This is a genomic window from Streptococcus mitis (assembly GCF_023109105.1).
GTDB classification, from domain to species: Bacteria; Bacillota; Bacilli; order Lactobacillales; family Streptococcaceae; genus Streptococcus; species Streptococcus mitis_BW.
Genome location: NZ_JALDTZ010000001.1, coordinates 1 through 21877 on the forward strand (window position 1 = coordinate 1; position 21877 = coordinate 21877).

Sequence of the window (21877 nt, forward strand, 5' to 3'; positions counted from 1 at the left end):
ATCATATTTCTTCATTTGGCTTCCACAATCAGGACAAGATGGGGCGTCGTAGTCCAGTTTAGCGATGATTTCTTTGTTTGTATCTTATTGATGATATCTATAATTTGGATATTAGGGTCTTTAATGTCTAGTAATTTTGTGATAAAATGTAATTGTTCCATATGATTCTTTCTAATGAGTTGTTTTGTCGCTTTTCATTATAGATCATATGGGACTTTTTTTCTACAACAAAATAGGCTCCATAATATCCATAGGGGATTTACCCACTACAAATATTATAGAGCCCCTTTTAGTTACCCGATAGTAATTTTAAGTATAGTAAGAGGGTAGTCACTGATCGTGACACCCTTTATAAATTATTGATGGCTGTTTCATAATTTGAGACAGCTTTTTTTGCGTTTTCTTGGTTTGTATGCCAGTAAACATTTTCAGTCACTAATAAGTTAGAGTGTCCCAATCTGTATTGGACATCTTTAGGGCTGGTCTGAGCGTATAACATCATAGTGGTATGTGTATGGCGGAAACCGTGGAATGATACATTCGTTACACCAGCATTCTCAAAATGCTTATTTAGGCGTTTGCGTAAGTTGCAAGCGTAAGCATATTTTTCTGTAAAAACTGAGAATACAACTGTTTCAGTTCGGCCTAATTTCCAAGACTGAATTTGTTGACGATTCTTGTACTGTTTAAGTAAAAGCAGGGTGGCTTTGTCTATTGGTATATCACGATAACCAGCGCTTGATTTAGGCGAATTTATTTCTTGATAGCGGTTTAGTGTTTTAGTGATACTGATAACACCGCTTTCTAGATCAATATCAGACCACTCAAGGGCTAAGGCTTCACCGATACGGCAACCAGTTGCCAATAAAGTCTTATACAGGACAACATCAAATAGGTTTTCATAATTTGATTGATCCAGAGTATCTAAATAATTCAGAAACTGTTTTAATTCTTTGTTGTCTAAGTATTTTACAGTAGACTTTTCTTTTTGCTGTTTCCGTGGAACGATGACATCGTTAGCTGGGTTGTATTGTATTACCTGGATAGCTACGCCATATTTCAAAATACGCTTATTCATGTTGTGGAGTAAGGAGTAGTTAGCAAACGCCCCTTTTTCGCCCTTATTGGCCTTATCAGCCCACTTATTTACTTGCTGTTGAAGAATAGGCGTGGTTAGCTTATCTAGCTTATAATCGCCAAATACGGGCAATAAATGCACTCTAACCAATCCATCCATAGACTGGCGAGTATTGGGTTTAACTGTATTCTTGTAACTATCCCACCAAACTTTTACCAGTTCTTCATATGTTGTGATTGTTGGTTTATCTTTAACTGTATAGCCGTTTGAAGCAAAAGCATTGACAGCCTCTCTTGCTTTGACTTTAATTCCCTTTTTAGTGTTGGCCGTAACAGTAGTTCTAGCCTTTTTCCCTGTAAGTTTATCAACTCCAAGATACACGCTTGCTCGATATACGATAGTTCCGTTTTTCTTTTTGTATTCTGTAATATTCATGGTTTACTCCTTTTCCATCAGCAGGCAAGCAATTAGGAAAGATTTTGAGTTTATACCATGCGAGGGGCTACGAGAAACCCCTTATTTTCGATTTTAAGCAGTCAGACGATAAATAATGCCAGAGCATGAAAAAATGCGGATATGGGGCTTATATAGGCTTGAAGCTTGAGCGAAGCCCGAGAATCCACGCGCCTTTGTTGGTATAATCGGACTTTTCGGCTACCCTAAAAGAAAAATATTAGGGATGAGGTTCCAGGGATTTTTAATAAACTAAAAGCCCAACTCATAAGAGCAGGGCTAGAGATGTCCTCTTGGGACAGTATCATCTATTTTGTCATCAAGCGACTTTATGATTTAATTCTAACCCTAATTTTAAAAAAAGTCAATTTTTTATTTAATATAAATCTAGTCCAAGAACTTCTTTTATCTTGTCTAATAGTTTTTTATGGTCGTTTGTATCTAGCTTGTAAGCTGGTCTATAAACTTTATCATATAACTCTTTTCCCGCTGCATCTAGCATTACTTGTCCATCACTATCAGTCTTTTTCTTTGTTTTATAGACGATTTTCCGTTTGTCTATTTCTTGGATTTTTCGGACATAAGCATAGGCTTTTGGCTTGGAAGGAGTGTTTTGATATTTACTATTTTCAATCGTGATACCACCACGATATTTCTTTCCTGATTTTTTACCAGTTAAAGGTGCTACTAGGAGTGTTCCATCAGCTTTGTCAGGAATTGTTAAGATGATAGCGTAGTGTTTTCCGTAAAATTCATTCCCACCTTTTTGTGGGAAGTTGATTAGATAAACTTCGCCTTGTTGAAATTTCATATAATGCTCCAGATAATAAAATAAGGTGTACCTCTTAGAAGTACACCAGACCGTTTTGTCCTTGACGAACAAGGCTTTATAAGTAAATATCGTATCCTTGACGAACAAGGCTTTTGACATTATCAGTGTACTGCTTTTTTAACTTTTTGTCAAGTTTTTTGTTAAATTTATTTTTATTATTGTCAACTATTTCATTTTGGAAACAGTTGTTTTTACTTGTTTATGTTATAATTATTTAAAAAGAGAGAGGAGAAAAAAATATGTTAAAAAAAGAGTTAAAAAATTTTATTGTATCGACATTTATATTTCTCTTAATTTTCAAGATTTTTTTCTCAATAACTACGATTTACATCACAAATAGCTATCTTTCAATAGCGATAACTACACTTGTCACATTTTTATTAAAAAAATTTATTTCTTTCGAGTCTAACTGATGTTAGACTTTTTTATTCCTCAAACTTACCTGGTGGATTACTAGTAGCCTGTTGTACAACTGATTTGTTTTCTATAGCAGCTGTTAGTTTTCTCGGAATACGAATTCCTAATTCAGATATTGGTACACCGAGTTCATCAGCTAGTTCTTTTGCTTGCTTAATCCGGTCGAGTTTGTTTTTTTGATAGTCTTGATACGTATTTATTAATCCTGGGACTTCAAGTTCTAATCCCATAACCTTTAGTTTCCCCCCACTTGTCAGAACAATTGCTCCACCAAGTATCATTGAAATTATAAGTCCATAGTTTACAGTATGCGTAATAAGTTCTATAATACCCTCGGACTGTACATTTATTTTTGAATCTACTCGTGTTTCAGGGAAAAGCAACCTTGTTAATAGAGAATATTGATAAACAAATTGACCCAAATAAACCCCTTGAATATCTTTTTCTTCTGTTACATGGTAGCTAATATATAGTTTTTCGTCTTCAATATAGCAAGGGAAAAGTGCGCGGTTAATGAATGGTTTATAATCATTTATATTTGATAGTGTTGCATGAGAATAAATCATTTTATACAATGCGCTGTCTGCATCGGAACGATTAAACCATCCTAACCAATGGACTTTCCACCTTTTTGCAAAGTCAGATCGACTATGCGTCAACTCTTCACTTTTGTATTGTTCAAGCTCATATTGATCGAGTTCGTAAAGTGGTCCAATAACTTTACCGACTAAAAATCGTTCAGATCCTTCAGATGGGACAACAACTATATCGTTTTTCTTAATGTTATTTACAAAGCGAAGCAGTTGACCTGCAGTGATACCATATTTGTTTTCAGATGGTTCTAAGTCATCTTGAAATGTTAGTTTTTCTTTTAAAATTTCTTTTAATACATTGGAGTTATTATCTGCTCGTCTAATATCTTCAAGGGTAATCTCATTCCATCCAATACCTATATAGCCATTTAGATTAAAATCCGTATAATATTCTCCAGAGTTAGCACGCACTAGCCAATAATCACTAGAAGAATCTAAAACAGGGATTTCTTTTTTATATTTTCTATAATTTCTTTTAATTCCATTGTAATTATCTACTTTCTTTTTTATTTCCCTCTATACACGCTCAGACTGGCCAAACTTTGTGAGTGTGGGGATTTTTTTGTTTATTCAAATCCTTTGAAACTATCTAAAATCTTATCTTTTGAGTCTGTAGCATTAAGCACTAAAACAACATAATTCCCGTAGATATAAGCAGGGTGTCCAATTAACTCTTTTTCTTTCTTAGCTTCTTTAAACATTGGGTTTTTATCGTAGTATTCGTAAACCTCTACAGCAGTATCATCTTCTAAGATGAACCCTTTCCCTGATTCGGCTTGAATAAGACTAGCTTCTTTTGAGATTTCTTCTTTGATAGTGAAGCCGTTGCTTTCTAGTGCTTTTTTAAAATCGTCTAAGCTAGTAGCCTTTTTAGAAGCAGGTTTGTCATTTGCTTTAGTTTGCTCGGTTTTTGGTTTCTCCGAGCCATCTTTGGCAGCCGATTGGTTGTTAGAACATGCTACTAGAACTGTAGCACTAAGCAAGATAGCTGATGTTGTTAGTAGTTTTTTCATAGATATTTTCCTTTTTGTTTTTCAAATTATATTAGTCATCTGATTCTTTTTCCATTGTAGAATAATTTTCTTTCCATGTTGAGCTATATTCAAATAATTGTTTGAAGTCATAATCCTTAGCAATTTCCATTTCACTTTGATAGCCGGCTCCCATTGCAACCATCAAATATCTATTATTAATATTTGACATTGTTTTCATAAGCTCTTTAATTTGCTCAATTTGATTATCTGAAAGATAGATAGAATACTTTTTGAGTAGACGGATAAAATCTTCGTCAAATTCTTGAGCAGTTTTTTCAACCTCTTTTCTTTGATTATGTAGAAGCCTGTTCCGAACAATAGATAAATAGTGATTTTTTAATTCTGGATTATTTTCTAAATCTTCTTTTTCAGTTTGAGTCAAAACATGATCTAACTGTAATTCTAATTCTTCTATAAATTCTTTTGGAACTTCATCATATCCCAATAGATATCCAACGCTTACTCCGAAGTAGTCAGCCAGTTGCTGAGCATTGTTAGACTTAATTTGACTTTCTCCGTTTTCCCATTTTTGAAATCCTCTACGAGTTATACCTATTGCTTCAGCAACTTCTTGTTGAGTTACTTTTTTCTTTTTTCTTAATTCTTTAATTCTATTCATTTATAATACCTCATTCTAATTATATCACAAAATAACAAAAAGCTAACTAAAATTCACATTTATTGTCATTTTTCTCTTGATAAGCTAACTACAGTACGCTATAATACACTTGAAGCTAACAATAGTTAGCAAAAGAAAGGAGGAACTTCATTGCTTATTACCTCAACACAAGCAAAAGCAATCCGCCGAAAGCAAGCAGACAAGAAATTGACTGCAAAGCAAGCAGGCGAAGAAATAGGAGTTACACAAGTTACCTATCGAAAAATCCGAGACGGTGGCGAAGTAAAGCCTAGCATTTATCAAAAAGCCATGCAGTGGCTTGCAGAAGATTATTAGAAAGGAGTGAACCAATCGCGATACTATTTTACATTTACAGATTTCTCATATGGTGCTTTACCACTGGGGATTGACAACAAAAAAGTCACTTGCTCAAATTTTGGTCGAGGAGAGCAAGCGACTGAATCAAGAATATAGATATTTTTTCTATATCTCAATTATAACAAAAATCAACTATTCAATCAATAACAACTAATGGCAGGCAAGCAATTAGGAGAGATTTTGAAAAATGAGTGCTGACACGGCGACTCTAAGCATTTGTTTTACAAAAATGTGGGGGAATACCCACGAAACATCACTCTATGCGTTCGCCAACTTGGGGCAACTGCCCAGCGTTTGGAGTGGTGCTAATACTGTATAGGAAACGACAATTAAAAGGCCTTCAAGGCAATTACACAAACATATAAACAGAGGTAAAAAACATGACAGAAACAACATACGAGAATTTAACTAGACGTATAGACAGAATTAGCGCAGAAATGCGAGAAATTGGCGAAAAAAATGGGCTTAGTAGACTTTCGTTATTGGCAAATCAGACAAAAACTATCAAAGAAGATTTATCCCGTTTACTTTGGATTGAACTTCCTGAATTGAATGACAGTCATAAAATCGAGGCAGTTTCTAAAAGCATTACGGGAATCTTTTTCGCCCCTGGTATTTTTGAAATGGATGCTATGCGACAAGCATTCTTTAAACGCCAAGCTAAGCACTTTTTTGACAGCGAAGCAGAGCAACAGGCGTATATAGAGCATGCTGAAAAGGAGTATTTAGGGGCTACTGTAACCTTGAAAGATATTCTTTTTAACTCTGAAAATGGAACTCAGAGAGTAAATAAAAGTTGTCTTATAGAGAAGTTTGAGGAGGCAATGCAATGACACTAAACCTAGACAACATGACACAAGCAGAATTTGATGATTTCATGGCTGATTTAAAGATAAACGATCCGAATTTTTTCCAGTTTATCGTTGATTTTATCAATAAAAAAGTAACCGTTCAAGAAGTTGAAGCTTTCCAAAAGATGGAACATGAAGTGCAACAGTTATACATCAAGAATTACCAAGCGAGGGCATGATATGAATGAATTAGATTTAACCAATACACAATCGGTAATCTGTATGGTGGTACTGGTTGGACTACTGCTTTATCTAAACCGCCGAGACCGCAAAAAAAGCGCCCAATTTGAGCGAGAAAACCAACAGACGATAGAAACACCTAGCGAGGATTTAAACCCTTGCTACGGGCGTTATATCCAGCTTGCAGGTAAGATTCATAATTAGAAAGGGGTGTAATATGCAACTATTTTCAAGAGAAACAGAACTTGAGTTTCTGGGAAAGATTGATGATCATTTACGTAAAAGGATGGAACTGGAAAAGCAACGTGATGATAATTGGGACTTGATTTCTAGACCTGAGGTGTTAGAGAAGTTAGGTATTAGTGGAACCACGTTAAATAACTGGCAGGAGCATGGTCTGAAATCGTTCCAGTCGCCTTTTGAAAACAGTAAGAAAATCTATTACCGTAAGAGTGATATTTACAATTTTCTTGCAGTAGATTAGGAGGTGCAATGAGAATAATTGAGTTGACTATATCAGTTGAGAAAATGCCCCTATTTGGCTTTCTCAAGTCAAATCCTACTCAAGTATGGAAGAATGGGGAACACTACAAATTTACCTATTATGAGCCTGTAGACGAGGCTTTGACGAGTTTTCAATATAAAGGCTTATATGTGTCTATTAAAGACGAAAATGAAGCAGTAGAGGGCTGGGAATTGGTCAGAGATTTGAATATTGCTTTGGCCAGCCCTGACTTGCTGACAATCTTGAAAGAATTAGAGGTAAACAAATTGACAGAACAACGGCAGGGACTTGGAGTGGAGTTAAAAGGCTGGATTTTTGACCTGATTTGTAATGGCATTTATACCAGATATGAGACTTCACTCTTTGTCCGACTGCTATTTGTAAATGGCTACAGTTTTAGTCAGTTGGTGGATTTGTTTTCTGCAATCGTCAAGCGGAAAGACCTAGCAAGCTATTTTTTAGAAGTAGCAAGAATATTTTATAAGGAGGTAGTATTTGAATATTAGAGACAAATTAAATGAGATCATAAGATTAAACTGGACTGAAGCAGATTTTGGTTTTTCTAAGAAAAAGGCAGACTACAAGCGTCAGTTGGCTCATATTTATCACTTAGACAGTTTTAATAAAATAAAATATAAAGGTGAAGAGATAACAATTTCCGCTAGCGAAATTATGTATACTACGGATGTAAATGGAAAAGAGGAAAAGTTTGTATCTGCTAAGATAAAGCAAAAGCAAAAGAATAATAAAGATATCATTAAAGTAGAGTTTGAATCCAGTTTCCAACCTTTTGCCAAGATGGTGATTGATTACCTTTTAGGGCGTTATGTATTCTATAATGATCAACTGTATGATGTAAATAATCGACAAGCAAATAAGATTGACGATATAAGACTGGTTAGTCTTTATGGATTTAAGCATGATACAGAGTTTGTATTGGATATTTTAAAGGGAATTGATAAGCATTTCCATATTGAGCCAATCAAAGTTCTAAAACCATTTCAGATTGCTGGTGATGATTTTATTATTGATTTGGAGAAACACACTCTGACCAGATGTATTTTGAATAACGAGGTTTCATTTTTTAAGTATTATCCAGTTGATTTTGAAACTGCTAAGAGTAGTAAAGAGATTGCCAATAAATTTTTACACTACGTTATTGAAGACCCTGACAGTTTCCACAATGCACAATTACAGACATACTACATAGCACAAGTTGCCAGTGGATTGAAAAACAAAACCAATTTCTTTATAACCAAGTCTGGAATAAGAACTGGTAAAGGATTGAGACATATCGCCTTATCTGGACTGTTTAATAAAATCGATGTTGAACTGGATAACCTAGTTTCACGAGGATTTGACGCTTTAAATGCATGGGCCATGTTTTCGGGTGGAGAAATGGCATTAGCCACCGAACAAGGAGATATTATTGGAGATAAGATTGAGCGTGTTTTAAAAGTAATTGCAACCGAGAAAACACACGTAGCAAGAATGGTAGGTGGTAACCAAGGACTTGTCATGCTTTCTAGTGTTTTGTGTATTGATACCAATAGGAATGTATCTCTTTCAGATGAAATGAACGGGCGCAAGGTATTGATCCAGTATAAAGATAGACCATCTGGAGAAACTGACTTGGAGCGTGAAGAAGCCTTTGCCGAATATTGGCAGGCATTTACACTACCAGACAAATCTCCAAGGATTGAAGGGTGTATTGGTTTCTTACTATCCAGTCTTGATTATTTCAATGAGCAAGAACAGAAATTCATCTGGAAAAATGTTGAGGTTTACAATGGTGATGAAGAGCTTGATGATTTTCAGATAGCTTTGATAAACCTACTACAAAAGACTGATTTTGTCCCTAAAACAGATAACTATGCGATTGATGAACTTTATAATAAAACGTATGGCAAAAATAACAATGAAGCTGGTAAAGCACTTAGGACAATAGGTGTGGAAAGAAAAAGAAAAAAAATAGACGGCGAAGTTGTCAGCGGATATATTATTGGCAATCAAAAACGCTTTGATACTTTTGTTATAAAAGAAGAAAGAAGAGAGTTAAGAGTAGATTTTTCAATTTTTGAATAGTAAAAGGTACACTAGGTACACAACTGGTACACAACTAGTAGCGTACCGCTTAGAAGCAGTGATATCAATGGTTTAGCACTATAGGTACACTAGGTACACAACTTTACTAAGGGTTTAAAAGAAAAAAATAATAAAAGAATAATCAAAAAAATAAATAGTATATAAGAAAAGTGGTGTACCTTGTGTACTACTAGACTAAATCGCTTGTGTCTGTAAGGGTTATGGGGGTCACAACCCCTAGTGTACCAGTAGTGCACCAGTGGTGCACCCGTAAGAAAAATAAAGGAGTAAAAATGAATTTCGTAACCGCAAAAGAGTTGACAATAGCATTAGATAGCTTAAATGAATGGCTGGGAGAAAATCCTGATTTAAGATTGACAGATATAAGATTGGGAAAGTGCACTTCAAAAGAAGTCACGTTTAGAGTTGAATATGTAGATTTGAGGAAAGGATAATAACATGAAAACTAAGTTTTTTATCATCATTATTGGGAAAGCAAAGAAGAGTTTGAAAAAGAGATCAATGATTTTATGGCAACCGTTGAAGTAGTAGATGTGAGGCATTCAGAAGCAACAGAGGGTCACTATGAGAGGATAGGGACATTGACCAGTGTAATGGTGCTATACAAATAGCATGAGAGGCTAAACATGGAAATACAAGAAGGCTTTATTTATTTCAAAAATTATGGTAAAATAAAACTGTTAGAGGTTCCAAGGTTTGGGAGCGTGACGCTAAAAATACAAGATGGCGAGATTGTCTCCAGCGTGGAATCTAAAACAACACAATATAAAAAGAATACTGACTGAAAAAATCAGAGGTATAGCATAAAGTAGAGTAATCTATTTTGGCTATGCCTCTTTTGTTTTTGGAAAGATTGGAGGAAAAAGAAATGCCAACATTGCAAGAAGTCAAAAACCAGATGGACAAAGTGCGGACTCAATTAGAGATTTTTGATCGCTTTGATGAGGAAATCAAGAAAGCAGAGCAAGAAGTTAAGGCTATTAAAGCTAAAAAAGCGGATTTGCAAACTTTTGAAGATTTTCAAGCTATCAACACAAAAGAAAAGTATATTGTGGATATGAAAGAGCAAAGAACAAAGCTTGAGAAAGAACGGATTGACTCAATCGTAGCAGACGCCAGAAAAATCAATGCTTTAGGTTATTTAGAGACAGCATTAGAGCAAAATGAAACAGTCAAACATCATCGCCAAGAAATCAAACAGAAATCTATTGAACTTTTGGAATTGATTGCGAATTATAACGAAAACTACAAAAATACCGCTAAAAGATTGGCGGATGAGGTAAGAGAAACAGGTATCGAAGAGTTATTTGACCGCCTGAATACATCTCCAGAATATAGTGGAGTAAGTAAGCCTTACATTTACAGCGGTGTAGCTGGTTACATGGGAAGTCAGCACCGCTATTTAGATCCGAGTGATGATTTGGCGTATTTTGTGAATCGTATTAATTATTTTGAAGGAGAACAATAATGAAAGACGAACATAAACAACTATTTCAAGAAATCGAAGAAGAGAAGAAGCAAGCTGACTTACTGCAAGGGCTTGCCAAGAACGTAGAAAGTATTTCAAAATCTTACGAAGAGGAAGCTGTAACTCTTGAAGAGTTTAAAGCTATGGGCTACAAGCGTAGACATGAACTATTTGAGAAAGATAAAGCCCTATATGATAAGCTACTGGGCAAAGAAAAACGTGGTTTGTTAGGTTTGTGATGTGGAGGGGAGCAATCCCCTTTTTTTACATAAATCAGACAGAATTACACACGAGGTAGGGGAATGGTTAGAAGTTTAAAAGCAAGACTAGAAAAGTTAGAAGAGTATGCTGGAAAGACGGAATATGCAACAACCGATGAATGTATATCTTTATATGTGGATTGTTTAAGATTTGCTTTTCAGCAAGATGAAATAAAAATAGATATGGATGATTTTATTAAAACACCATTTAAAGATATTAAGCTAGCAGACTATAAGAAATCAAAAAAACGTATGGATGAACTTAGGGAAATGACTGGGATAAGTGAGTTTCCAGAATTAGACCAATAAAGTGAGGTGACTAGTATTTGACAGAATTAAGCAGAAAAAAAGAAATATTTATGGCCAATTATCTCATGACTGGGAATGTAAAAAAAGCTAGTGAATTAAGTGAGATCACCAGAAAGACGGCATACAATTACTTGAACGATGCAACCTTTAAGAGAATTTACCGTGAAAGACGTAGCGAACAACTCAAGGAGTCTACTACGCTGTTACAGAATGCAAGCGTTGAGGCAGTCAATGTATTAAGGGAAATCATGCTCGATAAGACAGTAAGCCCGTATGCGAGACAACAGAGCGCCCAGAGCATTCTAAACATGGCTTATAAGGCAGTAGAAATGGTTGAAGTAGTAGAGCAATTAGAAGTATTAGAGGCGAAGATACTAGATGAAGGCGATTAAAAACCGTTTGAATAAGTTGAATAAGTTAGCGGTGGTTGATGGAGTTGATACCGTGTTTTTGACGCAGATTGATACTGGACATTTTGAGGTAAGATACCGTGAGGGTAGAAAGAACAAAGATATAATACAAGTCTATCAGACGAAAGAAGAAGCAGAAAAAGCTATTTCAGAAATTAGAAATACAAAAGGATTGCGGATATTCTGGGATGATTTTGCTTTATTGGAGGATGATTAGAGCTTATCAGTTATCAAGCAATAATAACCCTCCTTAACTCCCTGAGAAACGATAAGCAGATAAGCGAAGTTTTTAGCCCTCTTATTTCGGATTTACTCCTTGCAGAATGACAAGCAGATAAGGATGACAATAAACCTTCTTAATTGCTTACAAAACAATAGGGAGTTAAGCCGAATTTAAAAGCCCCTTATTTTCGTTTTTCTCCTTGTCAAACGGTAAGGAAATAAGACAGGAAATAACATCGCTTATTTTGATTTTGCTCCCTGAAAAACTGTAAGGAGATAAGGAGACTTATTAGCTTCCTTAATTTGGATTTTCTCCTTACAAAATGATAGGGAAATAAGAGCGGTTTAAAAGTCTGTTATTTTGGTTTTGTTGCTTACCAAATGATAAGCAGATAAGCAAAGAAATAACTTGCCTTAATTGCTTGCAGAATAACAAGGAAATAAGTGAGATAAAAACGTCTCTTAATCGCTTATCAAATGGTACGTAGAATGGACTTGAATCAAGAGCGAACGCAGATACAATGAAAAAAGCACCTAGAACAATCTAAGCGCTCAGGAGTAGTGGACGGTGTGCCTGTCCCGTCATCTCATACTATGAAGTTGCGTAGCGACACTATCATCTCTACCTCACTACTCTTTAAACTAATTATACCATGAAGGAGTATCAACTTGACCATTAAAGAAATAGAGGAACAACTAAAAAAAGCAAAGAGAGGGAACGACCTTATCCAGAGACTGCAACTAAAGTACCAGAGTTTAGACAATGGACTATTATCTGGATCCAATCAATTCACTACAAGGGTAAAAACTAGCAAAACCAATACTACCGAGGATAAGATATTGAAAACCTTGGAACTTAAAGATGAGATAGTGGAGCAAATGCAAGCTATTATGGATGAACGATTTGAAGTTTTGAACATGATAAATCAGTTAGATGATGTAGTTGAAAATTTGGTTTTGGAAATGTTATATGTGAACAACCTACCTATGGCTCAGGTTTGCAATGATTTAAATTTTAGCAAAGTACAAATTTACAGAATTAAGAAAAAAGCCATTGAGAACTTGGCCAAGGTGAAAAATGCCAATCGATAAAGACGAGACATCAAAGCAGGCCTACAGATTTCTGAAAAGCTATCCCTCACTGGTTAAATTGAGCCTAGACGGTCAAGATGGAGCGTTTGAAGCCAAAGCGGTGGAGATAATTAAGCATGATTGAGGCTTACAGGGACAATCTGGACGATTTACGACGTGAGATATTTGCCAATCTCTTTACAAGGCGAACTGGAGAGAGATTAAAGCTATGGCAATTATACGAGGCGTTAGACATCGATAAGGCTCAATATGAGCGCCTCAAGGCTGAGATACTGCTAGACTTTGCTAAAAACTATCGAGACGGTGTTTTGGTGACATATCTCAGACCTAATTAGAAGCCCTTAGAAACTAATCTAGGGGCTTTTGTGGTTGAAAAGTGTTAGAAGAGGTATATAATAAGGTAAGTTCGTTAGTAGGAGTACTAGGGAATTAACAGACGATGAAAGAAAGGAGAATCAAGATATATTATGGCGATATTAGATGATTTACAAGCGTTATATGATAATGGATGGGACGCTTCTTTTGATTATAAGAGTCAAGTATGTGGTATTTTTCCTAATTCTGTTTATGACATTAGGGTAGTAATTGGAGATAAGGAATACCAGGTATCGTCATTCAATGATCTGGTTTCTTTAAAAATTGGAGATAACACTTTAATAAATATTATGGATGGAATTGAAGTGCAGTATTATTAAAATAAAAAGCACGTTTGACCGTGCTAGTTTCTTGCCTGCTGAACTCATCATTTTAAGTTCCTTTTTGTTACCCTTTATGTTTTCTCAACTTATTTGAATTTAATAGTTTTTGAGAAAATCAAGTTAGATATTGAGTAGGCTTAGGCCTATTTTTTAATATCTAATAATAGGAAGATAACCTTAAAAAATAAAATAGTTCAGTGAACAATTTTATCCCGAACCTTGAAACTCAAAAGTTCGGCCGTTGATTTAACAACGTTTCTAGCCCCTCGGATTTTATCCGGAGGGCCTTTTTTCTGTTCAGGGGGCAAAAAAGGGGCATAACTTTTTAAGAAAGCTCAGTTACGCAATAAATACGATTCAGCTAATATAATTGAAAATGATGGAAAAAAAGGTGAATTTATGATATACTTTAGTATAGGACCTTTTTAGAAATTTTGAAAGAGTATAAAAAATTTAAAATGAGAAAAATTATTATCAATGGTGGCTTGCCCCTGCAAGGTGAGATTACCATTAGTGGCGCAAAAAATAGTGTAGTAGCTTTGATTCCGGCTATTATTTTAGCAGACGATATTGTAACTTTGGATTGTGTACCAGATATTTCTGATGTTGCTAGTCTTGTCGAAATCATGGAGTTAATGGGTGCTACCGTTAAGCGTTATGACGATGTTTTAGAGATTGATCCAAGAGGTGTTCAAAATATTCCAATGCCTTATGGGAAAATCAATAGTCTTCGTGCATCTTATTATTTTTATGGAAGTCTTTTAGGTCGGTTTGGTGAAGCAACTGTTGGTTTGCCTGGAGGATGTGACCTTGGTCCTCGTCCGATTGACCTACATCTTAAGGCTTTTGAAGCTATGGGTGCCACTGTTAGCTACGAGGGAGATAACATGAAGTTATCTGCCAAAGATACAGGACTCCATGGTGCAAGTATTTACATGGATACGGTTAGTGTTGGTGCGACGATTAATACGATGATTGCTGCTGTTAAAGCAAAGGGACGTACTATTATTGAAAATGCAGCCCGTGAACCTGAGATTATTGATGTTGCTACTCTTTTGAATAATATGGGTGCTCATATCCGTGGTGCTGGAACCAATATTATCATTATTGATGGTGTTGAAAGATTACATGGAACTCGTCATCAGGTGATTCCAGATCGTATTGAAGCAGGAACATATATTTCCTTAGCTGCTGCAGTTGGTAAGGGAATTCGTATTAATAATGTTCTTTATGAACACTTAGAAGGATTCATTGCTAAGTTGGAAGAAATGGGAGTGAGAATGACTGTATCTGAAGACAGCATTTTTGTTGAGGAGCAGTCTAATTTGAAAGCAATCAATATTAAGACAGCTCCTTATCCTGGTTTTGCTACTGACTTGCAACAACCAATTACTCCTCTTTTGTTAACAGCAGAAGGACGTGGTACCATTATTGATACCATTTATGAAAAACGAGTAAACCATGTTTTTGAACTAGCAAAGATGGACGCGGATATTACGACTACAAACGACCATATTTTATATACCGGTGGTCGTAGTTTACACGGTGCAAATGTAAAAGCTACTGACCTTAGAGCTGGGGCTGCACTTGTCATTGCTGGTTTGATGGCTGAAGGTAAAACTGAAATTACAAATATTGAGTTTATCTTACGTGGTTATTCAGATATTATTGAAAAATTACGTAATCTAGGAGCGGATATTACACTTGTTGAGGATTAAACCGTAGAGGTGTTTATGAATATTTGGACCAAATTAGCAATGTTTTCTTTTTTTGAAACGGATCGCTTGTATTTGCGTCCTTTCTTTTTTAGTGATAGTAAGGACTTCCATGAGATAGCTTCAAATCCAGAAAATTTACAGTTCATTTTTCCAAGTCAAGCTAGCTTGCAAGAGAGTCAATATGCACTGGCCAATTATTTTATGAAGTCTCCTTTAGGAGTATGGGCTATTTGTGATAAGAAAACTGAAAAAATGATTGGTTCAATTAAGTTTGAAAAGCTAGATGAAATTAAAAAAGAAGCAGAACTTGGCTATTTTTTGAGAAAAGATGCTTGGTCGCAAGGATTTATGACAGAGGTTGTTAGAAAAATTTGTCAGCTTTCTTTTGAGGAGTTTGGTTTAAAACAATTATCCATCATAACCCATCTCGAAAACGAAGCTAGCCAAAAAGTCGCACTTAAGGCTGGATTCCGTTTGTTCCGTCAGTTTAAAGGAAGTGATCGCTATACAAGGAAAATGCGAGATTATCTTGAGTTTCGCTTTGTAAAGGGAGAATTTAATGAGTAAACATCAAGAAATTTTAAGCTATTTGGAAGAATTACCTGTTGGTAAAAGGGTCAGTGTTCGTAGCATTTCGAATCATCTAGGAGTCAGTGATGGGACTGCCTATCGGGCCATTAAAGAAGCGGAAAACCGTGGAATTGTGGAGACCCGTCCTAGAAGTGGTACTATCCGTGTTAAATCTCAGAAAGTTGCTATAGAGAGATTAACTTTTGCTGAAATTGCAGAAGTGACTTCTTCTGAGGTTCTAGCTGGGCAAGAAGGTTTAGATAGAGAATTTAGTAAGTTCTCTATTGGTGCCATGACTGAACAAAATATTTTATCTTACCTTCATGATGGGGGACTCTTGATTGTCGGAGACCGTACCCGTATCCAATTATTAGCGCTGGAAAATGAAAATGCAGTTCTGGTTACAGGTGGATTTCAGATCCATGATGATGTGCTTAAACTGGCCAATCAAAAAGGAATTCCAGTTTTAAGAAGCAAGCACGACACTTTTACCGTTGCGACCATGATCAATAAAGCCTTGTCAAATGTCCAAATTAAGACTGATATTCTGACAGTTGAGAAACTTTATCGCCCGAGTCATGAATATGGTTTTTTGAGAGAGACAGACACTGTTAAAGATTATTTAGATTTGGTACGTAAGAATCGTAGCAGTCGTTTCCCTGTTATCAATCAACATCAGGTTGTTGTTGGAGTTGTTACCATGAGAGATGCTGGTGATAAGTCACCAAGTACGACAATTGACAAAGTCATGTCTCGTAGTCTATTTTTAGTTGGATTATCGACAAATATTGCCAATGTGAGTCAACGGATGATTGCTGAAGACTTTGAAATGGTACCAGTTGTTCGAAGCAATCAAACTTTGCTTGGCGTTGTAACTAGACGAGATGTTATGGAGAAGATGAGTCGTTCTCAAGTTTCTGCTCTCCCAACTTTTTCTGAGCAGATTGGTCAGAAACTCTCTTATCACCATGATGAAGTAGTCATTACAGTGGAACCCTTTATGCTTGAGAAGAATGGAGTTTTGGCTAATGGTATATTGGCAGAAATTTTGACCCATATGACCCAAGATTTAGTTGTTAATAGTGGTCGAAATCTCATTATCGAGCAGATGCTAATCTACTTCTTACAGGCTGTTCAGATAGATGATATATTGCGTATTCAGGCACGAATTATCCATCATACGAGACGGTCGGCTATAATTGATTACGATATTTATCACGGTCACCAGATTGTTTCAAAAGCAAATGTAACCGTTAAAATTAATTAGAAACTAGGAGAAAAAATGATAACATTAAAATCAGCTCGTGAAATCGAAGCTATGGATAAGGCTGGTGATTTTCTAGCAAGTATTCATATTGGCTTACGTGATTTGATTAAGCCTGGCGTAGATATGTGGGAAGTTGAAGAGTATGTCCGCCGTCGTTGTAAAGAAGAAAACTTCCTTCCGCTTCAGATTGGGGTTGACGGTGCCATGATGGACTATCCTTATGCTACCTGTTGCTCTCTTAACGATGAAGTAGCTCACGCTTTCCCTCGTCACTATATCTTGAAAGATGGTGATTTGCTCAAAGTAGATATGGTTTTGGGAGGCCCAATTGCTAAATCTGACCTGAATGTCTCAAAATTAAACTTCAACAATGTTGAGCAAATGAAAAAATACACTCAGAGTTACTCTGGTGGCCTAGCAGACTCATGTTGGGCATATGCTGTTGGTACACCGTCCGAAGAAGTGAAAAACTTGATGGATGTAACTAAAGAAGCTATGTACAAGGGGATTGAACAAGCTGTTGTTGGAAACCGTATCGGTGATATTGGAGCAGCGATTCAAGAATACGCTGAAAGTCGTGGTTACGGTGTAGTGCGTGATTTGGTTGGTCATGGTGTTGGCCCAACCATGCACGAAGAACCAATGGTTCCTAACTATGGTATTGCTGGTCGTGGGCTTCGTCTCCGTGAAGGAATGGTCTTGACCATTGAACCGATGATCAATACAGGTGACTGGGAAATTGATACAGATATGAAAACAGGGTGGGCGCATAAGACCATTGACGGTGGATTGTCATGTCAGTATGAGCACCAATTTGTCATTACGAAAGATGGACCTGTTATCTTGACTAGTCAAGGTGAAGAAGGGACTTATTAATAAAAAGTAAAAAGGCTACTGGATGTTTATTTTGATAAAAAATCCAGTAGATCTTTTTATATTAAATAGATGCATTATTTTGATGTTTTCAGACTTTTGAAGACAACAAAATAGGCTCAATAATATCCATAGGGGATTTACCCACTACCAATATTATTGAGCCTAACTTTTGAGGTCTTTTATTCTTTTTCAAAGGTGAATCCTTCTCCAAGGATTTCATGGGCTTCTGTAATAGTTATAAAGGCTTGAGGATCGATTCGATGAATCATTTCCTTCATTTTCACAATTTCATTTCGTCCGACAATGCAGTAGATGATTTTCAAATCTTTTTGACTATAGTAGCCTTGTCCTGATATAAAAGTAACACCTCTTCCTAGGTCATCATTAATCGCCTTAGCAAGTTGATCAGGACGCTTTGTGATAATCATAAATCCTTTACCTGCATAGCCACCTTCGCCAATCAAATCAATAACACGAGAAACGATAAAATCAAACAAGAGCGTGTAGGTAACCAATCTCAAATCTTTGAAGATTAAGAGAATAAGCATGAGAATACAAAAATCTAAGATAAAGAGCAACTTTCCCATGGATATATGTGTATATTTGTTGAGAATACGAGCTAGAATATCAGTTCCACCAGTTGTACCACCAGCATTAAAGATAATTCCAAGACCAATTCCCAATAGAATCCCAGCTATAAGGGCAGTGATTAGTAAATCACCTTGAAGATCAATATGAAGGGGAATACGCTCAAAAACAGCCAACCAAGCGGACAAAGCTAAGGTTCCTAGTAAACTAGAATAGAGGGATTTAGCTCCAAAGATTTTCCAAGCTAGAATGAAAAGGGGAATGTTAATCAGCAGATTCATGAGAGAAACAGGGATTTTAAAAAGATAAAAAGTGATAAGGGTAATACCTGTCGCACCTCCTTCAAAGAGATGATGAGGAACTACAAAATAAGTCAGACCAAAAGCATAAATAGCAGCACCTAGTAAAATGGTTAAAATGGGATAAATTTTTTTAATCATAGGACACCTCTTTTCTTATAAGTAGATTATATCAAATTTTTAGGGAAAATTTGAATGACTCCATTAGGATTTTTAATCTTTTTTTGATATAATTAAAAGTAAGAAAACCAATCTGAATCCTAAAATAGAAAGATTGATACTATGACTAAAATTAAGATTGTAACCGATTCATCTGTTACTATTGAACCAGAACTAGTAAAGCAATTAGATATCACTGTTGTTCCGTTATCTGTAATGATTGATAATGTTGTTTATTCTGATGCGGATTTGAAAGAAGAAGGTAAATTTCTTCAGTTGATGCAAGCAAGTAAAAATCTTCCGAAAACAAGTCAGCCACCTGTAGGTGTCTTTGCTGAAGTTTTTGAAGACCTATGCAAAGATGGTAGCCAGATTCTTGCTATTCATATGTCTCATGCCCTTTCTGGTACTGTAGAAGCGGCACGTCAAGGTGCTAGCTTATCTACTGCCGATGTGACAGTTATTGATAGTTCCTTCACTGACCAAGCCTTGAAATTCCAAGTTGTTGAGGCTGCAAAATTAGCGCAAGAAGGCAAAGAGTTGGAGGAAATCTTATCTCATGTAGAAGAGGTTAAAAACCACACAGAACTCTATATTGGCGTTTCAACTTTGGAAAATTTAGTAAAAGGTGGCCGTATCGGCCGTGTAACTGGATTGTTAAGCTCCCTTCTCAATATACGTGTTGTCATGCAGATGAAAGATCATGAATTGCAGCCAATCGTTAAAGGTCGTGGAGCTAAAACTTTTAAAAAATGGTTAGATGAGTTGATAACATCACTCTCTGAACGTTCTGTAGCAGAGATTGGAATTTCATATTCTGGTAGTGCTGATTGGGCAAAAGAGATGAAAGAAAGATTACAAGCTTATGTTGAAAAGCCTATTTCAGTTTTGGAAACAGGCTCTATTATTCAAACTCACACGGGTGAGAATGCTTGGGCTATTTTAGTACGTTACCATTCCTAAAAAAATAAAGAAAATGGGAAGAAATAGCGTTTTTAACTTGACCTAAAAGGGATTTTAGGATATGATTATATTTGTTAATTAGAAATAAAATTGGAGGAATCATTAACATGGCAAACAAACAAGATTTGATCGCTAAAGTAGCAGAAGCTACAGAATTGACTAAGAAAGACTCAGCAGCAGCAGTTGAAGCTGTATTCGCAGCAGTAACTGAGTACCTTGCAGCTGGTGAAAAAGTTCAATTGATTGGTTTTGGTAACTTTGAAGTTCGTGAGCGTGCTGCACGTAAAGGTCGCAACCCACAAACTGGTAAAGAAATCAAAATTGCAGCTTCTAAAGTTCCAGCATTCAAAGCTGGTAAAGCTCTTAAAGACGCTGTTAAATAATCAACCTTCCAAAAGCCTATTGTATCAAGCTTTCTAGCTTGGGCAGTAGGCTTTTTTTGTGTATAGGGGGCAAAAAAGGGCCAGAATCTGAATGAACTAGTACCGGAAAATCTTTCAAGTACAGACTAATTCAAATTACGTAGCAGAAATCATACAAATGAAATTGATTATAGTAAAATAGGATTAGAATTATTAAGAAAGTTGGTTTTTTATTGGAAACGATAGTATTTTCAATCTCCGTTTTTTTAGCAGGGATCTTGTCCTTCTTTTCCCCTTGCATTTTTCCTCTGTTACCTGTTTATACTGGAATTTTGCTGGATGATCAGGAAAGTGCAAAAAGTTTTTCTTTGTTTGGGAGAAAAGTTGCGTGGTCCGGCTTGATTCGAACGCTTTGCTTTATCGTAGGCATTTCACTCATTTTCTTTATTCTAGGATTTGGTGCTGGTTACTTTGGTAATATTCTCTATGCCAATTGGTTTCGCTATACCATGGGAACAATTATTATCATTTTAGGCCTTCACCAGATGGAAATTTTTCATTTTAAGAAATTAGAGGTTCAAAAAAGCTTTACTTTTAAGAAATCAGAAGCTAATCGTTATTGGTCAGCCTTTTTACTCGGTATTACTTTTAGCTTTGGTTGGACGCCTTGTATTGGTCCTGTTTTGAGTTCTGTTTTAGCGCTTGCGGCTTCTGGAGGAAATGGCGCTTGGCAAGGTGCAATCTATACCTTGATTTACACTCTGGGGATGGCAATTCCTTTCTTGCTTTTGGCTCTAGCTTCAGGTGTAGTAATGCCTTATTTTAGTAAAATTAAACGTCATATGATGCTACTGAAGAAAATTGGTGGTTTACTCATTATTTTAATGGGAATTTTATTACTATTAGGACAAGTAAATGTTCTAGCTGGAATTTTTGAATAAAGGAGAAAAAGATGAAAAAAGTAATGTTTGCTGGCTTAAGCCTCTTGTCATTAGTCGTATTGATAGCCTGTGGTGAGGAAGAGACTAAAAAGACTCAAGCTCCACAACAAGCCCCAAAACAGCAGCAACAAACGCCTGTACAACAAATTGCTGTTGGGAAAGAGGCTCCAGACTTCACCTTGCAATCTATGGATGGTAAAGAAGTTAAGTTATCTGATTATAAGGGTAAAAAAGTCTACTTGAAGTTTTGGGCTTCATGGTGTGGTCCATGTAAGAAAAGTATGCCTGAGTTGATGGAATTAGCGGCGAAACCAGATCGTGATTTTGAAATTCTTAGTGTCATTGCACCAGGAATTCAAGGTGAAAAAACTGTCGAGCAATTCCCACAATGGTTCCAAGATCAAGGTTATAAGGATATCCCAGTTCTTTATGACACAAAAGCAACTACATTCCAAGCTTATCAAATTCGAAGCATTCCTACAGAATACCTGATTGACAGTCAAGGAAAGATTGGAAAGATACAATTTGGTGTTATTAGCAACGCGGATGCAGAAGCAGCCTTTAAAGAAATGAACTAGAATAGATAAAAATCTGATTACAAGAGAGTAGTCAGATTTTTTTAGAAAATT

Annotated in this window: 31 protein-coding genes and 1 pseudogene; 25 read left to right on the plus strand and 7 right to left on the minus strand. The window is 36.0% G+C overall.

Going from position 1 to position 21877, the window contains the following annotated elements:
- The 6 genes and pseudogenes from M1F37_RS00005 to M1F37_RS00030 all read right to left on the minus strand — a co-directional run.
- A pseudogene (locus M1F37_RS00005) lies at positions 1-161 on the minus strand (ISL3 family transposase); the annotation flags it as partial.
- A gap of 188 nt (positions 162-349) precedes the next feature.
- Positions 350-1513, minus strand: coding sequence for a tyrosine-type recombinase/integrase (locus M1F37_RS00010; RefSeq protein WP_247934256.1), 1164 nt, complete (start codon positions 1511-1513; stop codon positions 350-352).
- Positions 1514-1907: 394 nt separating this feature from the next.
- Positions 1908-2342, minus strand: a complete 435-nt coding sequence (locus tag M1F37_RS00015) for a type II toxin-antitoxin system PemK/MazF family toxin (RefSeq protein WP_045606907.1) — start codon at positions 2340-2342, stop codon at positions 1908-1910.
- Between the two features lie 446 nt (positions 2343-2788).
- Positions 2789-3784, minus strand: a complete 996-nt coding sequence (locus tag M1F37_RS00020) for a hypothetical protein (protein WP_247934257.1) — start codon at positions 3782-3784, stop codon at positions 2789-2791.
- Positions 3785-3939: 155 nt separating this feature from the next.
- Entirely contained in the window at positions 3940-4386 is a 447-nt protein-coding gene (locus M1F37_RS00025) for a hypothetical protein (protein WP_247934258.1), read from the minus strand.
- A 31-nt stretch (positions 4387-4417) separates the two neighbouring features.
- Complete coding sequence (locus M1F37_RS00030) at positions 4418-5026, minus strand: helix-turn-helix domain-containing protein (protein ID WP_247934259.1); 609 nt, start codon at positions 5024-5026, stop codon at positions 4418-4420.
- Positions 5027-5176: 150 nt separating this feature from the next.
- On the opposite strand from M1F37_RS00030, the gene M1F37_RS00035 reads away from it, so the two are divergent.
- The 21 genes from M1F37_RS00035 to M1F37_RS00140 all read left to right on the plus strand — a co-directional run bounded on the left by M1F37_RS00035 (position 5177) and on the right by M1F37_RS00140 (position 17936).
- Positions 5177-5362 (plus strand): hypothetical protein, encoded by a 186-nt coding sequence (locus M1F37_RS00035; protein ID WP_000909283.1) that lies wholly within the window; start codon positions 5177-5179, stop codon positions 5360-5362.
- A gap of 422 nt (positions 5363-5784) precedes the next feature.
- Positions 5785-6237, plus strand: coding sequence for a hypothetical protein (locus tag M1F37_RS00040; protein WP_247934260.1), 453 nt, complete (start codon positions 5785-5787; stop codon positions 6235-6237).
- Positions 6234-6434 carry a hypothetical protein gene (locus M1F37_RS00045; protein ID WP_247934261.1) on the plus strand — a complete coding sequence of 67 codons (201 nt, stop codon included), beginning with the start codon at positions 6234-6236 and terminating at the stop codon, positions 6432-6434. Before M1F37_RS00040 ends, M1F37_RS00045 begins: the two co-directional genes overlap by 4 nt.
- Before the next feature lies 1 nt (position 6435).
- A complete protein-coding gene (locus tag M1F37_RS00050; RefSeq protein WP_247934262.1) occupies positions 6436-6639 on the plus strand; it encodes a hypothetical protein in 204 nt (67 codons plus the stop codon).
- A 13-nt stretch (positions 6640-6652) separates the two neighbouring features.
- On the plus strand, positions 6653-6919 hold the full coding sequence (locus M1F37_RS00055) for a DNA-binding protein (protein WP_247934263.1): 267 nt from the start codon (positions 6653-6655) through the stop codon (positions 6917-6919).
- 8 nt (positions 6920-6927) lie between these two features.
- The gene (locus M1F37_RS00060; RefSeq protein WP_247934264.1) at positions 6928-7446 is read left to right on the plus strand and encodes a hypothetical protein; all 519 of its coding nucleotides are present in this window, start codon (positions 6928-6930) and stop codon (positions 7444-7446) included.
- The gene (locus M1F37_RS00065; RefSeq protein ID WP_247934265.1) at positions 7436-9025 is read left to right on the plus strand and encodes a phage resistance protein; all 1590 of its coding nucleotides are present in this window, start codon (positions 7436-7438) and stop codon (positions 9023-9025) included. The genes M1F37_RS00060 and M1F37_RS00065 overlap by 11 nt, the downstream gene beginning before the upstream one ends.
- Positions 9026-9318: 293 nt before the next feature.
- Positions 9319-9480 (plus strand): hypothetical protein, encoded by a 162-nt coding sequence (locus M1F37_RS00070; RefSeq protein ID WP_247934267.1) that lies wholly within the window; start codon positions 9319-9321, stop codon positions 9478-9480.
- Positions 9481-9672: 192 nt separating this feature from the next.
- Positions 9673-9831, plus strand: coding sequence for a DUF2292 domain-containing protein (locus tag M1F37_RS00080; RefSeq protein ID WP_247934268.1), 159 nt, complete (start codon positions 9673-9675; stop codon positions 9829-9831).
- An 83-nt stretch (positions 9832-9914) separates the two neighbouring features.
- Complete coding sequence (locus tag M1F37_RS00085; RefSeq protein ID WP_247934269.1) at positions 9915-10514, plus strand: hypothetical protein; 600 nt, start codon at positions 9915-9917, stop codon at positions 10512-10514.
- Entirely contained in the window at positions 10514-10753 is a 240-nt protein-coding gene (locus M1F37_RS00090) for a hypothetical protein (protein WP_247934270.1), read from the plus strand. The genes M1F37_RS00085 and M1F37_RS00090 overlap by 1 nt, the downstream gene beginning before the upstream one ends.
- A gap of 63 nt (positions 10754-10816) precedes the next feature.
- Positions 10817-11083 carry a hypothetical protein gene (locus M1F37_RS00095; RefSeq protein WP_023935896.1) on the plus strand — a complete coding sequence of 89 codons (267 nt, stop codon included), beginning with the start codon at positions 10817-10819 and terminating at the stop codon, positions 11081-11083.
- A gap of 50 nt (positions 11084-11133) precedes the next feature.
- A complete protein-coding gene (locus M1F37_RS00100) occupies positions 11134-11475 on the plus strand; it encodes a replication protein (protein WP_119942688.1) in 342 nt (113 codons plus the stop codon).
- The gene (locus M1F37_RS00105; protein WP_247934271.1) at positions 11462-11710 is read left to right on the plus strand and encodes a hypothetical protein; all 249 of its coding nucleotides are present in this window, start codon (positions 11462-11464) and stop codon (positions 11708-11710) included. Before M1F37_RS00100 ends, M1F37_RS00105 begins: the two co-directional genes overlap by 14 nt.
- A gap of 674 nt (positions 11711-12384) precedes the next feature.
- Complete coding sequence (locus tag M1F37_RS00110; protein WP_247934272.1) at positions 12385-12807, plus strand: DUF1492 domain-containing protein; 423 nt, start codon at positions 12385-12387, stop codon at positions 12805-12807.
- Between the two features lie 116 nt (positions 12808-12923).
- Positions 12924-13142: a hypothetical protein gene (locus M1F37_RS00115; protein ID WP_247934273.1), complete on the plus strand. Its 219-nt coding sequence runs from the start codon at positions 12924-12926 to the stop codon at positions 13140-13142.
- 132 nt (positions 13143-13274) lie between these two features.
- Positions 13275-13502 (plus strand): 16S rRNA processing protein RimM, encoded by a 228-nt coding sequence (locus M1F37_RS00120; protein WP_247934274.1) that lies wholly within the window; start codon positions 13275-13277, stop codon positions 13500-13502.
- Positions 13503-13963: 461 nt separating this feature from the next.
- Positions 13964-15223 (plus strand): UDP-N-acetylglucosamine 1-carboxyvinyltransferase, encoded by a 1260-nt coding sequence (locus tag M1F37_RS00125; protein WP_247934275.1) that lies wholly within the window; start codon positions 13964-13966, stop codon positions 15221-15223.
- 15 nt (positions 15224-15238) lie between these two features.
- Entirely contained in the window at positions 15239-15790 is a 552-nt protein-coding gene (locus M1F37_RS00130; RefSeq protein WP_247934445.1) for a GNAT family N-acetyltransferase, read from the plus strand.
- On the plus strand, positions 15783-17060 hold the full coding sequence (gene spxR, locus M1F37_RS00135) for a CBS-HotDog domain-containing transcription factor SpxR (protein ID WP_247934276.1): 1278 nt from the start codon (positions 15783-15785) through the stop codon (positions 17058-17060). The genes M1F37_RS00130 and spxR overlap by 8 nt, the downstream gene beginning before the upstream one ends.
- Positions 17061-17075: 15 nt before the next feature.
- Complete coding sequence (locus M1F37_RS00140) at positions 17076-17936, plus strand: methionyl aminopeptidase (protein WP_000631543.1); 861 nt, start codon at positions 17076-17078, stop codon at positions 17934-17936.
- A gap of 179 nt (positions 17937-18115) precedes the next feature.
- On the opposite strand, the gene M1F37_RS00145 is transcribed toward M1F37_RS00140, so the two are convergent.
- Positions 18116-18964 carry a YitT family protein gene (locus M1F37_RS00145; RefSeq protein ID WP_247934277.1) on the minus strand — a complete coding sequence of 283 codons (849 nt, stop codon included), beginning with the start codon at positions 18962-18964 and terminating at the stop codon, positions 18116-18118.
- Positions 18965-19105: 141 nt separating this feature from the next.
- Here M1F37_RS00145 and M1F37_RS00150 point away from each other — a divergent pair, with 141 nt between their 5' ends.
- The 4 genes from M1F37_RS00150 to sdbB all read left to right on the plus strand — a co-directional run bounded on the left by M1F37_RS00150 (position 19106) and on the right by sdbB (position 21826).
- The gene (locus M1F37_RS00150; protein ID WP_247934279.1) at positions 19106-19945 is read left to right on the plus strand and encodes a DegV family protein; all 840 of its coding nucleotides are present in this window, start codon (positions 19106-19108) and stop codon (positions 19943-19945) included.
- Between the two features lie 107 nt (positions 19946-20052).
- Positions 20053-20328, plus strand: a complete 276-nt coding sequence (locus M1F37_RS00155) for an HU family DNA-binding protein (protein ID WP_001284640.1) — start codon at positions 20053-20055, stop codon at positions 20326-20328.
- 212 nt (positions 20329-20540) lie between these two features.
- Positions 20541-21248, plus strand: a complete 708-nt coding sequence (ccdA2, locus tag M1F37_RS00160; RefSeq protein WP_247934280.1) for a cytochrome c biogenesis CcdA family protein — start codon at positions 20541-20543, stop codon at positions 21246-21248.
- Positions 21249-21259: 11 nt separating this feature from the next.
- Positions 21260-21826: a thiol-disulfide oxidoreductase-associated lipoprotein SdbB gene (sdbB, locus tag M1F37_RS00165; RefSeq protein WP_033685134.1), complete on the plus strand. Its 567-nt coding sequence runs from the start codon at positions 21260-21262 to the stop codon at positions 21824-21826.
- Positions 21827-21877 lie beyond the last annotated feature (51 nt).

Excerpts from the sequence above, each read along its gene's own strand:
- M1F37_RS00010 (WP_247934256.1), bottom strand. The coding sequence starts at position 1,513 with ATGAATATTACAGAATACAAAAAGAAAAACGGAACTATCGTATATCGA.
- M1F37_RS00015 (WP_045606907.1), bottom strand. The coding sequence starts at position 2,342 with ATGAAATTTCAACAAGGCGAAGTTTATCTAATCAACTTCCCACAAAAA.
- M1F37_RS00025 (WP_247934258.1), bottom strand. The coding sequence starts at position 4,386 with ATGAAAAAACTACTAACAACATCAGCTATCTTGCTTAGTGCTACAGTT.
- M1F37_RS00030 (WP_247934259.1), bottom strand. The coding sequence starts at position 5,026 with ATGAATAGAATTAAAGAATTAAGAAAAAAGAAAAAAGTAACTCAACAA.
- M1F37_RS00040 (WP_247934260.1), top strand. The coding sequence starts at position 5,785 with ATGACAGAAACAACATACGAGAATTTAACTAGACGTATAGACAGAATT.
- M1F37_RS00045 (WP_247934261.1), top strand. The coding sequence starts at position 6,234 with ATGACACTAAACCTAGACAACATGACACAAGCAGAATTTGATGATTTC.
- M1F37_RS00050 (WP_247934262.1), top strand. The coding sequence starts at position 6,436 with ATGAATGAATTAGATTTAACCAATACACAATCGGTAATCTGTATGGTG.
- M1F37_RS00055 (WP_247934263.1), top strand. The coding sequence starts at position 6,653 with ATGCAACTATTTTCAAGAGAAACAGAACTTGAGTTTCTGGGAAAGATT.
- M1F37_RS00060 (WP_247934264.1), top strand. The coding sequence starts at position 6,928 with ATGAGAATAATTGAGTTGACTATATCAGTTGAGAAAATGCCCCTATTT.
- M1F37_RS00070 (WP_247934267.1), top strand. The coding sequence starts at position 9,319 with ATGAATTTCGTAACCGCAAAAGAGTTGACAATAGCATTAGATAGCTTA.
- M1F37_RS00080 (WP_247934268.1), top strand. The coding sequence starts at position 9,673 with ATGGAAATACAAGAAGGCTTTATTTATTTCAAAAATTATGGTAAAATA.
- M1F37_RS00085 (WP_247934269.1), top strand. The coding sequence starts at position 9,915 with ATGCCAACATTGCAAGAAGTCAAAAACCAGATGGACAAAGTGCGGACT.
- M1F37_RS00090 (WP_247934270.1), top strand. The coding sequence starts at position 10,514 with ATGAAAGACGAACATAAACAACTATTTCAAGAAATCGAAGAAGAGAAG.
- M1F37_RS00095 (WP_023935896.1), top strand. The coding sequence starts at position 10,817 with ATGGTTAGAAGTTTAAAAGCAAGACTAGAAAAGTTAGAAGAGTATGCT.
- M1F37_RS00100 (WP_119942688.1), top strand. The coding sequence starts at position 11,134 with ATGGCCAATTATCTCATGACTGGGAATGTAAAAAAAGCTAGTGAATTA.
- M1F37_RS00105 (WP_247934271.1), top strand. The coding sequence starts at position 11,462 with ATGAAGGCGATTAAAAACCGTTTGAATAAGTTGAATAAGTTAGCGGTG.
- M1F37_RS00115 (WP_247934273.1), top strand. The coding sequence starts at position 12,924 with ATGATTGAGGCTTACAGGGACAATCTGGACGATTTACGACGTGAGATA.
- M1F37_RS00120 (WP_247934274.1), top strand. The coding sequence starts at position 13,275 with ATGGCGATATTAGATGATTTACAAGCGTTATATGATAATGGATGGGAC.
- M1F37_RS00125 (WP_247934275.1), top strand. The coding sequence starts at position 13,964 with ATGAGAAAAATTATTATCAATGGTGGCTTGCCCCTGCAAGGTGAGATT.
- M1F37_RS00130 (WP_247934445.1), top strand. The coding sequence starts at position 15,239 with ATGAATATTTGGACCAAATTAGCAATGTTTTCTTTTTTTGAAACGGAT.
- spxR (WP_247934276.1), top strand. The coding sequence starts at position 15,783 with ATGAGTAAACATCAAGAAATTTTAAGCTATTTGGAAGAATTACCTGTT.
- M1F37_RS00140 (WP_000631543.1), top strand. The coding sequence starts at position 17,076 with ATGATAACATTAAAATCAGCTCGTGAAATCGAAGCTATGGATAAGGCT.
- M1F37_RS00145 (WP_247934277.1), bottom strand. The coding sequence starts at position 18,964 with ATGATTAAAAAAATTTATCCCATTTTAACCATTTTACTAGGTGCTGCT.
- M1F37_RS00150 (WP_247934279.1), top strand. The coding sequence starts at position 19,106 with ATGACTAAAATTAAGATTGTAACCGATTCATCTGTTACTATTGAACCA.
- M1F37_RS00155 (WP_001284640.1), top strand. The coding sequence starts at position 20,053 with ATGGCAAACAAACAAGATTTGATCGCTAAAGTAGCAGAAGCTACAGAA.
- sdbB (WP_033685134.1), top strand. The coding sequence starts at position 21,260 with ATGAAAAAAGTAATGTTTGCTGGCTTAAGCCTCTTGTCATTAGTCGTA.